The organism is Chitinophaga pinensis, assembly GCF_007896845.1.
Taxonomy (GTDB): domain Bacteria; phylum Bacteroidota; class Bacteroidia; order Chitinophagales; family Chitinophagaceae; genus Chitinophaga; species Chitinophaga pinensis_C.
Genome location: NZ_VOHS01000008.1, coordinates 249,245 through 262,319, shown reverse-complemented (window position 1 = coordinate 262,319; position 13,075 = coordinate 249,245). Strand labels below are relative to the sequence as shown.

General features: G+C 43.2%; 11 protein-coding genes and 2 pseudogenes. 9 read left to right on the top strand and 4 right to left on the bottom strand.

Annotated features, from left to right (window positions below):
* Window positions 1-61: 61 nt before the first annotated feature.
* From FEF09_RS34490 to FEF09_RS32835, 4 genes and pseudogenes are all read left to right on the top strand, one after another.
* Window positions 62-181, top strand: a pseudogene (locus FEF09_RS34490) (hypothetical protein); the annotation flags it as partial.
* A 141-nt stretch (window positions 182-322) separates the two neighbouring features.
* A pseudogene (locus tag FEF09_RS34725) lies at window positions 323-807 on the top strand (NAD-dependent epimerase/dehydratase family protein).
* Window positions 807-977 (top strand): NAD-dependent epimerase/dehydratase family protein, encoded by a 171-nt coding sequence (locus FEF09_RS32840; protein ID WP_261387417.1) that lies wholly within the window; start codon window positions 807-809, stop codon window positions 975-977. Before FEF09_RS34725 ends, FEF09_RS32840 begins: the two are co-directional and overlap by 1 nt.
* A 29-nt stretch (window positions 978-1,006) precedes the next feature.
* Window positions 1,007-1,240, top strand: a complete 234-nt coding sequence (locus FEF09_RS32835; protein WP_261387416.1) for a hypothetical protein — start codon at window positions 1,007-1,009, stop codon at window positions 1,238-1,240.
* Here the strand turns inward: FEF09_RS32835 and FEF09_RS11325 are convergent.
* The 3 genes from FEF09_RS11325 to FEF09_RS11315 all read right to left on the bottom strand — a co-directional run bounded on the left by FEF09_RS11325 (window position 1,203) and on the right by FEF09_RS11315 (window position 3,548).
* Window positions 1,203-1,880, bottom strand: a complete 678-nt coding sequence (locus tag FEF09_RS11325) for a glycosyltransferase (RefSeq protein WP_186774296.1) — start codon at window positions 1,878-1,880, stop codon at window positions 1,203-1,205. The genes FEF09_RS32835 and FEF09_RS11325 overlap by 38 nt on opposite strands.
* Window positions 1,877-2,518, bottom strand: a complete 642-nt coding sequence (locus FEF09_RS11320) for a hypothetical protein (RefSeq protein WP_146305210.1) — start codon at window positions 2,516-2,518, stop codon at window positions 1,877-1,879. The genes FEF09_RS11325 and FEF09_RS11320 overlap by 4 nt, the downstream gene beginning before the upstream one ends.
* Before the next feature lie 97 nt (window positions 2,519-2,615).
* A complete protein-coding gene (locus FEF09_RS11315) occupies window positions 2,616-3,548 on the bottom strand; it encodes a hypothetical protein (RefSeq protein WP_186774295.1) in 933 nt (310 codons plus the stop codon).
* Between the two features lie 253 nt (window positions 3,549-3,801).
* Between FEF09_RS11315 and FEF09_RS11310 the strand changes: the two genes are divergently transcribed.
* Window positions 3,802-5,373, top strand: a complete 1,572-nt coding sequence (locus FEF09_RS11310; RefSeq protein WP_146305208.1) for a hypothetical protein — start codon at window positions 3,802-3,804, stop codon at window positions 5,371-5,373.
* A gap of 94 nt (window positions 5,374-5,467) precedes the next feature.
* Complete coding sequence (locus tag FEF09_RS11305; protein ID WP_146305207.1) at window positions 5,468-7,372, top strand: ABC-F family ATP-binding cassette domain-containing protein; 1,905 nt, start codon at window positions 5,468-5,470, stop codon at window positions 7,370-7,372.
* Between the two features lie 57 nt (window positions 7,373-7,429).
* Here the strand turns inward: FEF09_RS11305 and FEF09_RS11300 are convergent, their stop codons facing one another.
* Window positions 7,430-7,732, bottom strand: a complete 303-nt coding sequence (locus tag FEF09_RS11300; RefSeq protein ID WP_146305206.1) for a hypothetical protein — start codon at window positions 7,730-7,732, stop codon at window positions 7,430-7,432.
* A 135-nt stretch (window positions 7,733-7,867) separates the two neighbouring features.
* On the opposite strand from FEF09_RS11300, the gene FEF09_RS11295 reads away from it, so the two are divergent.
* From FEF09_RS11295 to FEF09_RS11285, 3 genes are all read left to right on the top strand, one after another.
* Window positions 7,868-8,476, top strand: a complete 609-nt coding sequence (locus FEF09_RS11295) for an RNA polymerase sigma factor (RefSeq protein WP_146305205.1) — start codon at window positions 7,868-7,870, stop codon at window positions 8,474-8,476.
* Between the two features lie 99 nt (window positions 8,477-8,575).
* Window positions 8,576-9,577 carry a FecR family protein gene (locus FEF09_RS11290; RefSeq protein WP_146305204.1) on the top strand — a complete coding sequence of 334 codons (1,002 nt, stop codon included), beginning with the start codon at window positions 8,576-8,578 and terminating at the stop codon, window positions 9,575-9,577.
* A 49-nt stretch (window positions 9,578-9,626) separates the two neighbouring features.
* Window positions 9,627-13,073 (top strand): SusC/RagA family TonB-linked outer membrane protein, encoded by a 3,447-nt coding sequence (locus FEF09_RS11285; protein ID WP_146305203.1) that lies wholly within the window; start codon window positions 9,627-9,629, stop codon window positions 13,071-13,073.
* The last annotated feature ends 2 nt before the right edge of the window (window positions 13,074-13,075 follow it).

Genomic DNA, 13,075 nt, shown 5'->3' with positions numbered 1-13,075 from the left:
TGGCCTTCGCAGAAGCAGGTATCGAAGTAGAATTCAAAGGTGAAGGTGTGGATGAAAAAGGATATGTGAAGAGCTTGCTGCGAATGTAACCGGTGTTACTGCTGGTCAGGAAATAGTAGCGATCGATCCGAGATATTTCCGTCCGACAGAAGTTGAACTGCTGATCGGTGATCCGGAAAAAGCAATGACCAAGCTGGGATGGAAACCAAAATATGACCTGCCTGCACTGGTGAAAGAGATGGTAGCTTCAGATCTGGAACTGTTTAAACGTGAGAATGCTGAAAGAAGCAGGTTATAACATCTTAAATCAATACGAATAATAATGCAGCAGCAGGATAAAATATATGTAGCCGGGCATCGCGGAATGGTAGGCTCTGCTATCGTAAGAAGATTACAGAAGGCGGGTTATGAGAATATCGTTACACGTACTTCTAAAGAACTGGATCTGACCAACCAACAGCTGGTAGAACAGTTTTTTAATCAAGAAAAGCCAGCTTATGTATTTCTGGCCGCAGCAAAAGTAGGCGGCATCATGGCCAACAATACCTACAGAGCTGAGTTTATTTATGAGAACCTGGCTATTCAGAATAATGTGATCCATTATGCTTATAAATCAGGGTTCAAAAACTGATGTTCCTGGGTTCTTCCTGTATATATCCAAAACAGGCGCCTCAGCCGCTGAAGGAAGATTATCTGCTGACTGGTTTATTGGAGCCAACGAATGAACCTTATGCTATCGCTAAGATCGCAGGTATCAAGATGTGCGACGCTTATAGAGCACAGTACGGCAGTAACTTGTTTCTGTAATGCCGACTAATCTTTATGGCCCGAATGATAACTATGATCTGAATAAGTCGCATGTATTACCTGCACTTATCAGAAAGTTTCATGAAGCTAAAAAGAATAACGCGGCGGAAGTTGTTATCTGGGGGACCGGTACACCATTGCGTGAATTCCTGCATGCAGATGATGGCTGATGCCTGCGTATATCTGATGGAACACTACAATGAGAAGTCTGGTAAATATCGGTGTAGGTAGTGATATCAGTATCAAGGACCTTGCACTCCTGATCAAGGATATTGTTGGCTTTGAAGGCAACATCGTATTTGACACCAAGCCTGATGGTACATTCAGAAAGCTGATGGACGTAAGTAAACTGAACAGCTTTGGCTGGAAAGCATCTATCGGACTGAAAGAAGGTATCACATCTGTTTACGAACAAGTGAAAGATCAATTCTGATCATAACTGACAAAAAAAACGCGGATATTGCTGATAGCAGTATCCGCGTTTTTGTTTTATATAACAGATAGCTGCTGTTATTTGAGAGCAACTTTTTTATAAAACTGATATAGCTTTCCGCTTGTCTTGCTGGTGAATAGGTGGTTACCACATGTTCTCTGATCTGCGCTCTGTCAAATGAAGGCTTTTCCCGTACAAAGGTCTGCAATATTTCTTTGAATGATTTTGCACTCACTTCTTTGGCCATTAATCCGTTAAACCCTTCTTTGATAAACTCTCTGATGCCACCAACAGGAAATGCTATAACAGGACATCCGCATGCATTTGCCTCCAGCATAACGTTCGGGAAATTATCTTCTCTGGAAGGAAGCATAAGCGCATCAGACGCACTGAGGATCTGTGCTATTTTCTTTTGATCACTGATCCTGCCTACATTTACAACTGAGGGAAGATGATAATCACCCTGTCCGATATTAACGATCAGCACCTTACTTTTATCTTCTTCAGGTAGCAGATTGATGCTTTGCAGCAATATTTCCAGCCCCTTTCGTTTATTATCCAGACGGTCGCTCAGGAAGGTGAAGATGATTTTATCCTGTGGCAGATTTAAGGCCTCTCTGCTTTTTTGTTTATCCGTCATAGTAAATACACCCGGATCCACGGAAAGCGGAATATGGTATGCGGATAACGTGAGAACATACGACTGGCACTGGACTCGTCCATCATCCATTTGGAAGGCGTAACAATATTCAGATTGTCAGTCTGTGCGTAAGTGTTTTCTTTGATCTGTCTGATCTGCCTGTTGATATTACCCAACATCGCGGAGGTGTTAAACAACTCATCATCCTCATAGTGAAATGCTCCGGAGAAAGGATTCATATCATGCAATGTCCAGACGATAGGCTTTTTAATCGCTTTGAAGAAAGAAGGGATATCTACAAATCCGGATACCCAGTGCAGATTGATAATATCCGCTTCCTGCACGAGTTGCTCTGCTGCAAGATCATACATGGAATACGGAAAGGAAAATGCTTCATGATTAGGCTTACGGATAGGAGTCGCCATGATCATTTTATACTGGAGTTTACACCAGGTATAATGAATAGTTTTGGCCGGAGACTTTTTTTCGGCCTTATATATGCTGGCTGCATCGTCGGTATTACCATGCAGGCAAAGCAGCTTTGATTCGATCCCGGCATTGGAAATATCACGATGTAATTTCAGCGCTGCTACAGCTGCGCCTCCTGTCAGAAAGGTATTGATATGTAGAATCTTCATTTGGAAACCTGATGAACCGGTCGGTTCGTCTGTTATATATTGTTACGTTCCGGAGAGACGTATATGAGTAATAAATGTAGTGATAAGGATAGCGTAATCAGGCAGACTGACGTCCGAGCATGCGGAGGGCTTTCCTTTTGGCACGTTTAAAGAGGCTGCCATTTACCTTACGGTGAAAAGGTTTGAGTAGTCTGATGGCCTCATCACTTTCTTTAAGCGGAATGCCGGATACCTTTATGCTGTCGGCCAGTGCCGGCCAGTCATATATAGAGGTTTGCTGACAGTGTACACCTGAATTATCAAAGCCGATATTATTGACAAGCGATACATTCGGATGCAGACACAGACCTCCGTTCAGGAATACACTTCCGTACCATTTTACGGCCCAGGTGTTTATCTGTCCGGTAATATTGTGCTCCAGCTGATTGAGGTGTGTATAGGTATTTTCTATGTTAAATTTCCGTACACCATCATCCATACGGCCAATACGTTTCTTCAGATCATAGGAGTTTGTTTCAAGTTTATCCCATGCTCTCTTCCAGGTAGCCCATCCCCAGCAACTGGTCGTACGATAAAAGAAAGTTTCCGGAAGCGCCTGTTGACTATTCTTTACAGGGAACCAATAGCCGCTGATATGCATCACTTTTTCCTCCTGCTCATAGTGATCCAGTGCATCATTCATATATCTGAGGAATCCGGGAGAGGTTTCCAGATCATCTTCCAGTACGATTACCTTACCATATTTATTCACCAATTCTGTTACACCGTCTATAATAGAAGCTGCCAGTCCGGAGTTGGCTTCTTTTTCACGGATGATCACTTCTTTCGTCCATTGCTTTTTCCGGCATACCGCTCTCACTGCTTCTATTTTGGCAAGGTTTTCAGGCGATTCGTTCTTCCTGATACCGTCGCAAAAAATATAAAGTGTGGACTGGTCTGCAAATTCGTTTTTGCTTAATGCTTCCAATGTAAGCTCGGTGTGTGCCGGACGATTGTAAACAAATAACACAATTGGTGCGAAAGTGCGCATTAATATATCAGATTGGTTATAAATAACTAAAATCCCAATGGGGAAATAACTCGTATAAATTGTACAGCAAAGAAAGCACTTTTTGGCGGACTTTATCATCGGGGAGTCCGGTGGACGATATACAAATAGCAGCTGCGGCCTATATAGTCTATTTAAATAATGTGTGGGTTTGGTTCGTCCGGGTTCAAAATATCGGACTATGGCGGCTAAAGCTAATCTCTTATATTTGCAACTGGCAAGCAAATTGTTCCTTATGTTCAAGAAATGTATTACCCCTGTGTTTGTTCTGGTTTGCTTAGGAATTTCATTGAGCTCTACCGTTCGCGCACAAAGTATCGGGCGTCAGTATTCCCTTGGATTTTATAAATCCGTATCTGACAGCAACGGCTACCACTCTTCCCAAAGAGATTATTCTATTGAGCCTTCTTTTGATCTCCCGCAGGGAGATACTACGCGTAAGCAAAGTTGGCTCTATCGCAAATTATTCCGGGAACACCTTCTGGAAGTAAAAGGAGAAGACTATACTTTCTATGGAAGTATTCTCCCTGACCTTATTGTTGGTCACAGTAGTGACAATGGTACTGTCTGGACAAATACCCGTGGTTTCGTTATTGGCGGTACTATTGGTAAGAACCTGACATTCAGATCTGAATTCTATGAGAATCAGGCAAAAATGCCTAAATATCTTGATGAATTTGGATGGGATAACAGAATTGTACCGGGACAAGGCGAATGGAAGATCTATAAGAAGACCAAATTCGACTACGCTTATGCTTCCGCATTAATCAACTACAAGGCAGGTAAACATTTTGATCTGCAGTTAGGCTATGATAAGAACTTCATCGGAGACGGTTACCGTTCTATGTTGCTGTCTGATGCCGCGTTCAACTACCCGTTCCTGAAGATCATTGCTAATGTAGGTAAGGTGCAGTATACCACTATGTGGGCACAGTTCATTGATATGCAATATCCTAAAGCGTCTTATGACAATGGATATCGTAAAAAATGGGGGGTATTCAACTATCTGGACTGGAACGTGAGTAAAAAACTCTCTATCGGTTTATTCGAAGCGGTGATCTGGCAGGATTCCGATTCAACGGGTAAGCGTGGTTTTGATGCGAGTTACCTGAATCCTATCGTATTCCTGCGTCCTGTGGAGTTCTCTGTAGGGTCACCCGACAATGCAATCCTGGGGCTGAACGCGAAATATGCAATATCCCGCAACAGTACTATTTACGGCCAGTTTGTACTGGATGAGTTTAAACTGGACCAGATTACTGGTGGTAAAGGCTGGTGGGGTAACAAATTTGGCGGCCAGTTTGGTTTCCGTTCAAATGACCTGTTCAAGGTACGTAACCTCAACTTCCTGACAGAGGTGAATGCAGCGCGGCCATATACATATTCTCAGCGTAGTACACTGAACAACTACGGGCATTATAACCAGCCACTGGCTCACCCGATGGGAGCCAATTTCGTGGAGTGGGTAAATATTGCTGATTACAGATACAAGCGGATCTTCCTGCGTGGACAGCTTACGGTGGCGAAATACGGTCTTGATACCGCCGGTGTGAACTATGGTAAGGATATCAATAAGTCCTATTTCACACGTACCGTGGATTATGGCAACCATATCGGTCAGGGGCTTAAGACTAATTTCCTGTATATACAGGGAACGGCTGCTTACCTGTTGAATCCGAAGTATAACCTTCGTCTGGAAGCATCTGTGACCGCCAGAAAGGAAAGCAATAGCAACTGGGATAAGAAAGAACTGATTTTCCAGTTTGGTCTGAGAAGTTCTTTCCGTCAGCTTTATTACGATCTTTAGTCATACTGAAAGCTTTATATGAGCCTCCCGGGATACCGGGAGGCTTTTTTTATTCCAACTGTCAGGCGTCCCTACATTTTACTAACTTCGCGCCATGCATTACGTTACGGTTGAAGGACTCACTAAATCTTACGGCGCAGGGCCGCTTTTCAAGGATATTTCTTTTCACATTGAAGAAGGGGACAAGATAGCTCTGGTCGCATTGAATGGCGCCGGTAAATCCACCTTGCTACGCATTCTGTGCGGGCAGGAGTCACCAGATGCCGGTACTGTCTGGATTCATAAAGACGTGACGGTGGTAATGCTGGAACAACAGTCAGATTTTGATCCACAGAAGACGATCTCTGCGAATATCTTTTCACAGTCAAACCCTGTGCTGGCTGCCATCAGAGATTATGAATTGCTGACAGACGATCAGGAAGCTGAACCGGATCTGGATAAACTGACGGCTGCTATTGAGCGCATGGATGAACTGAATGCGTGGCATTTCGATTCTAAAGTCAAACAGATCCTCGGTAAACTGAACATCCATCATCTGGATCAACGTATGGGCAGCCTGTCTGGTGGACAGCTGAAACGTGTCGCATTGGCGAAGGTGCTGATTGACATAGGTTTTGAACACCGTCACACCCTCCTGATCATGGACGAACCTACCAACCATCTGGATATCAACATGATTGAATGGCTGGAGAACTATCTGGATCAGGAAAATGTGACCTTGCTGCTGGTAACGCACGACCGTTACTTCCTTGACAGTGTTTGTAACGAAATCATGGAACTGGATCAGCAACAGCTGTTCATTTATAAAGGGAACTACGAAAATTACCTCGAGAAGAAAGCTGCCCGTGAGGAAAGCGATCGCGCCAGTGTAGAAAAAGCCCGCAATACCTTCCGGAAAGAGCTGGAATGGATGCGTAAGCAGCCAAAGGCCCGTACCACCAAGTCCAAGTCCAGAATTGACGCTTTTGAAGAAGTAAAGGAAAAGGCCAGCGTACGGCTGGAAAGACAGCAGCTGGAACTGAACGTGAAAATGAGCCGTCTGGGAGGAAAAATCATCGAACTCAAGAAAGTCTATAAAGCCTTTGGAGATCTGAAAATCCTGAACGGATTTGACTATACCTTCAAGAAAGGAGAAAGAATAGGGGTTGTAGGTAAAAATGGTGTGGGTAAATCCACCTTTCTGAATATGCTGCAGGGTATTGAAGCACCGGATTCCGGTAAGATCAATACCGGGGAAACGGTGATCTTCGGTAACTACGATCAGCGTGGTCTTATTATTAAAGAAGACATGCGTGTGATTGAGTTTGTGAAAAACATCGCAGAAAACTTCCCGCTGGCAGATGGTACCAAGGTAAGTGCCGCCCAGTTCCTGCAATTATTCCTGTTTACGCCTGAAAAACAATACACTTATATCTCCAAACTGAGCGGTGGTGAGAAAAGAAGGCTACACCTGCTCAGTATTCTTTTCCGTAATCCTAACTTCCTGATACTCGATGAGCCGACCAATGACCTTGACCTGCCAACACTGAGTATATTGGAAGAGTTCCTGCTGTCTTATCAGGGTTGTATTATCATTGTAACGCACGACAGGTACTTCATGGATAAACTGGTGGACCACCTTTTCGTATTCGAAGGGGCCGGTGAGGTGCGTGACTTCCCGGGTAACTATAGCCAGTACAGAGACTGGGAGAAAGACCAGAATGAGAAAGAGAAGGAAGAAAGCCGTAATGAGACAAAAGTAGCAGTCAAACCAGTGGAAGAAGCACCACAGCCCGCTCCGGCCGCTAAGAAAATGTCTTTTAAAGAGAAACGTGAGCTGGAACTACTGGAAAAGGAGATTGAATCACTGGAGACAGAAAAAAAGACTATCGATGAGCAAATGGGAGCCGGTACGCTGCCTTATGAGCAATTGGAGCCACTTTCACGTCGTGTAGGTGAGATTATCCGGTTACTGGACGAAAAAGGCATGCGTTGGATGGAATTGAGTGAAATGGGTTGATTATAAATGACTTATATAAAAAGGGACGCCATCCGGCGTCCCTTTTTATTGCTTGTATTAATTTTCCTGCTTATCACGGATCTCAGAAGGTTTCAGATAGACCTTTTTACCTTTTTCATCCACGTAGTACTTCCTGTCTTTTTTGTCTATATACACAGTCTGGCCACCGGGACCTTCTTTTCCTTTATATGTTTTATCGGTGATCTTCATGGCTCCTTTTACGGCCACAGAAGCGGTTTTGTTGCCTATTTTCTTAGCGGTACTATCTACACCCTGAGCCATGCTGGTATGGCCGGCAAGAAGGGCGGCGATTGTCACTGAAGCAGCAACAAATCCTATGCGCAATGTTCTCGAGATCATAACAATAGATTTTAAAAGTTGTGTAAAGTCAGTATGAATATTATTATTCAATTTTGATGCCAGCAACATCTTCCATATTTTTAGACTGCCACCATATGTATAGTATATTTTAATTTTAACGGTAAACGGTAATAGTTGGAGGAGATCTGGTATAAGAACCTTTCAGATCAGGAGCTCTGGAGCAGGCTGATAGATAGCGATGAAGGCGCACTGGCTTTCATTTATGATACATGGTTCGCATCACTCTACAAATACGGAATGAAGATACAGGCCGACAGCAGCCTCGTGAAGGATTGTATACACGATCTTTTTACCTCATTATGGCATAGTCGTCAACAGCTTTCTGTGACGGACAGTATCAAATTCTACCTGTTTGCCAGCCTCAAGCGGAATATTGTCAAACATAGCAAGGCTGAGGGGCTTTTCAATCTGTTTAAACAGCAGCCTGTTGCACAGGAGTCACACATGCCTTCCTACGAGGAACGGCTAATCGATGAACAAACCAATAACGAGCGCAACCTTAAGCTGGCTAAAGTAATTGATCAGTTACCGAAGCGGCAGAAGGAAATTTTGTACCTGCGTTATTATGAAGGTCTGTCTACACAGGAGACAGCCGAAATTATGTCACTAAGCGTTAATTCTACATATGTACTGTTGTCGAAAGCATTGAATTATCTCAAGAGCCACAGTGGAGAATTAATGACTTTATTGATCATATCAGGGTATAGACCCAATGGTTTCTAAAGAAATTATAGTTTTTTTAAAAAAAAGTCGAAAAAGACGCTAAGATTTTTTGATTTCATTGCTTTATGTATTTAAAGCCTATCAGGAACAACGCTGATTATGGATTATAAAGATTACACAGTAAGGGAGTTTCTTCATGACAGAATGTTTCGGAAATGGATCACAGATCCGGATCACGAAACCAATGTCTTTTGGGAAACCTGGCTGCGTGAAAACCCAGATCAACGTCTTACTGTAGAACAGGCCCGGGATGTCCTGCTGATGATCGGCCCGGAAGAGCATATACCTACAGCGGAAGATCAGGCAGAAGTCTGGAGCCGCGTTGCTTATTCCATCCGTCAGGTACCTGAAAAAAGGCGAATTTTCATTGCATGGCGCTATGCGGCGGCATTTGCCGGTGTATTGGCTGTAACTGCTGCTTCGTGGTATTTAATGCATAAGAAAGAGCCCATACAGGTCAGCTACGTCACACCCTATGGTGAAACCAGAAGAATCACTTTGCCGGATAGCTCCGTGGTGAGACTGAATGCCAATTCAAAGCTCAGATTCAACATGGGAAGTGATGGCAAACGTGATGTATGGATAGATGGAGAAGGCTTTTTTACCGTTCTCCACGAAAGCCACAATGCACCATTTGCCGTACATACTTCAGACGTGGACGTACAGGTGATCGGAACTGCATTTAATGTCAGTACCAGACGTATTATGACACGTGTGGTACTTAATAACGGTGCCGTAAGACTCAGACTGAATGGCGAAGGACAACAGGACCTGAGCATGAAGCCGGGTGAAATGGTGACCTTTTCAACCAAAACAAATCAGTTATCACGCCGGAAGGTGAATCCGGCCGATTATAACGCATGGCCCGACAATATGCTTGTCTTCAATGAAGCAACTATTGCGGAAGTAGCCGAAGTATTAAACGAAAACTTAGGGATTAACATAACGATCGAAGAGCAGGAACTACAGAAGGAGTTATTTACAGGTAGTATACCAATGTCAGATGTAGAAATATTTTTCAGAACACTGTCACGGTCCTTACATGTGGTGATCGAAAAGAAGGACAATCAAAACTACAGCATCAGGAGAAAAACAACCTAGTGAAGTTTAGTCAATAAAAATTCAACCTACCAACCTTAATCTATTGCTTATGCCTGGAAATTACTTTAGGTGTATAGGGAATCGTATTGCCCTGTTATTACTGTTGCCGGCCACGGGGTATGCTGCTTCAGATAATATACACTACCACACGCAGCAGGAGTTGTATGCTGCAACAGGATTGAATCAGTCCAAGGGAAGACAAACATTAAAAGATATCCTTGTTGCATTGGAAACAAGGTATAAGGTGCATATTAACTATGTTGGTCAGTCTATTGGTAGTATTCAGACCGAAGCACCTGCCGCCAAAGGACCTGCTGTTAAATTCATTCAGTATCTCAACCAGTTTCTGAAACCACTCGGACTGGAAGCTGAAGAGTCAGGTGCTAATATGTTCATCATCTACAAACAGGAAGGCACAGCACCTGCACCAAAACCAGCGGCACCTGTTGAAAAAAAAGAAACAGCAGAACAGGCAAAACCGGCAGTGATCATTCTGTCAGGTATCGTAACGGATGATACAGGGATTCCTTTACCGGGCGTAACAGTTGTTGTAAAAGGTACCTCCAATGGTGTACATACCTCCAATGATGGTAAATATGAACTGAAGAATGTGCCTGAAGGTGCACATATCGTTTTCAGCTTTATTGGTTTCAAATCACAGGAAATTATTCTTAAGGGTCAGCATAAACTGGATGTACGCTTAAAGACAGACGTACAGGCAGTGAAAGACGTGGTAGTAACCGGGTATTATGAGATCAAAAAAGAGAGTTTTACTGGTATTGCAACAGTGCTTACTTCTGACGATATCAAAAAAGTAAATCCACAGAATGTACTGAGCAGCTTACAGGCATATGATCCTTCCTTTAAATTGGTTGAAAACAATATACTGGGTTCCAATCCAAACAGAATTCCTAATATCAATGTAAGGGGTACCACCGCATTACCAAGTGCAGATGTATCCAAACTGACGAGAAACAGTATGCTGACCGGTGTTACCAATCAGCCCACTTTTATTCTTGATGGTTATGAGGTGAATGTACAAACAGTGTTTGACCTCGATCCAAACAGGATTGCATCTATGACCTTACTGAAAGATGCTGCCGCAACAGCGATCTATGGTTCCAGAGCAGCGAACGGTGTTGTGGTAATTCGTACAAAAGCACCAAAAGAAGGTAAACTCGCTGTGAACTATGGTTATGAGATGACCCTGAATGCGCCAGATCTCTCCGACTATCACGTACTGAATGCAGGAGAAAAACTGGAGTATGAGCGACTGGCTAAGCTGTATGAATCAAATAACGTCGACGCGCCGCTCGAACTGGAACAGCAATATTATCAGAAAAAGAAAAATGTACTCGCAGGGGTAAATACTTACTGGTTATCACAGCCATTACAGGTAGATCTCGGACACAAGCATTCCTTATACCTTGAAGGTGGTACACCTGTTGTGAAATATGGACTGGATATGCGTTACCAGTCCAATAACGGTGTAATGAAAGGTTCTTACAGAAAACGTTATGGTCTCGCCGCATCACTGTCCTACAATGTGCAGAACAAAATACAGTTCAGAAACCAGATGTCCATCACACAGGTAGATGGAAGAGAATCTCCTTACAGAGAGTTTTCCAACTATGTAAGAATGAACCCTTACTATCCAAAAACGGATTCTACAGGCAGACTGTTACGTGAAGTAGATAAATGGAGTTATCGCGGTGGTGCTAATGGCGGTGCTGTAACTGATGCCGTATTGAATCCGATGTATGAGGCAACAACAGGTAGTCTGGAAAAGAATCAGTATGTGGAATTCATGGATGCATTTTCCGGTGAATGGACGATTAATCCCGCACTGAGATTAAGAGGACAGATTTCCCTGACAAAGAGAAGATCTACAGCAGATAAATTCACCTCTCCATTCAGCAATGAATATTATAATGTAACGGGTGGCGACCTGAAAGACCGTGGTAAGTATACCTATGCGGATGAAGATTTCTGGCAGGCAGATGGAAGTCTGACACTGAGTTATGCAAAACAGATCAGGTCTAACTTTCTGAACGTATCATTAGGTACAAATATTCAGGATAGAAGTAATGATGCGAAATCTTTCACAGCACAAGGTTTCTCCAATGACAGATTTTCTCAGATCGAGTTTGCCCGTACTTATGAAAAAGACGGTTCTCCAAGTGGAGAATACACACAGGATCGGCTGATTGGATCTTTCCTGTATGTGAACTATTCCTATAAAAACAAGTTCCTGATGGACGGTACCGTACGTCTGGACGGATCCTCCAAATTTGGTACCGACTCCCGTATGGCTACTTTCTGGTCTTATGGTCTGGGATGGAATGTACACAACGAAAAATTCATTCCTCGTAAAGTGATCTCACAATTGACTCTGAGAGCTACAACAGGTCTGACTGGTGATGTATCCTTCCCATCTTATTTATCTAACACTACTTATCAGTATTATAGCAATGACTGGTACTCTACCGGTGTAGGTGCCATCTTCAGAACATATGGTAACTCTTCCCTGAAATGGCAACGTACCAAAAACTATGATGCCGGTATGGAACTGGACCTGTTCAATGGTCGTTTCTATGTTGCGCCACGTTATTATTATAAACTTACTAAAGACCTGCTTGCAGATATCATCGTACCTCCGTCTACCGGTTTTACAGATTACAAAGCGAACCTTGGTGAAATGGTGAACCGTGGTTTTGAGATCAACGTCCGCAGTAATGTGCTGAGAGGAAAGAACTGGTCTTTCAACCTGTTTGCTAACCTTGTGACAAATAAAAACAAGATCACCAAGATATCCAATGCGCTGAAGAGCTACAATGATAAAGTGGATGAGAAGCAGGAGAGTGATCCTAATCTGAATTCTGTTCCATTGCTGCGCTTCCAGGAAGGACAGTCACTGAATACTATTTATGCAGTAAGATCAATGGGTATAGATCCGGAAAATGGTAAAGAGATATTTGTGAAGAAAGACGGTACCTATACGCATACTTATAGTGTGAAAGACATGGTGCCTGTTGGTGATATGACCACCAGACTGGAAGGTACATTTGGTGGTAGCCTGTATTATGGCAACTGGGTGGCTGAAGTAAGATTCTATACAAAAGGTGGTGGTGATCTGTATAACCAGACATTGGTAGACCGCGTAGAGAATGCAGATCCAAGATATAATGTGGATAGTCGTGTACTGGAATCCAGATGGAAACAACCGGGTGATCATGCACTGTACAAAGACATCGCTGATCAGGGTTCTACCCGTACATCTTCCCGTTTTGTACAACGTGATAACGCAATAGAATTAAAATCTGTTTATCTGGCATACAACGTTCCGATGGCTGTGGCCAAACGTTATAAGATGAATAACCTGCGTTGTTCACTGAACATGAATGATGTGTGGAGAACATCCACTATAGATGCGGAAAGAGGTATTGACTATCCTTTTGCGAGAACATTTACATTCTCATTATCTACTCAGTTCTAAAA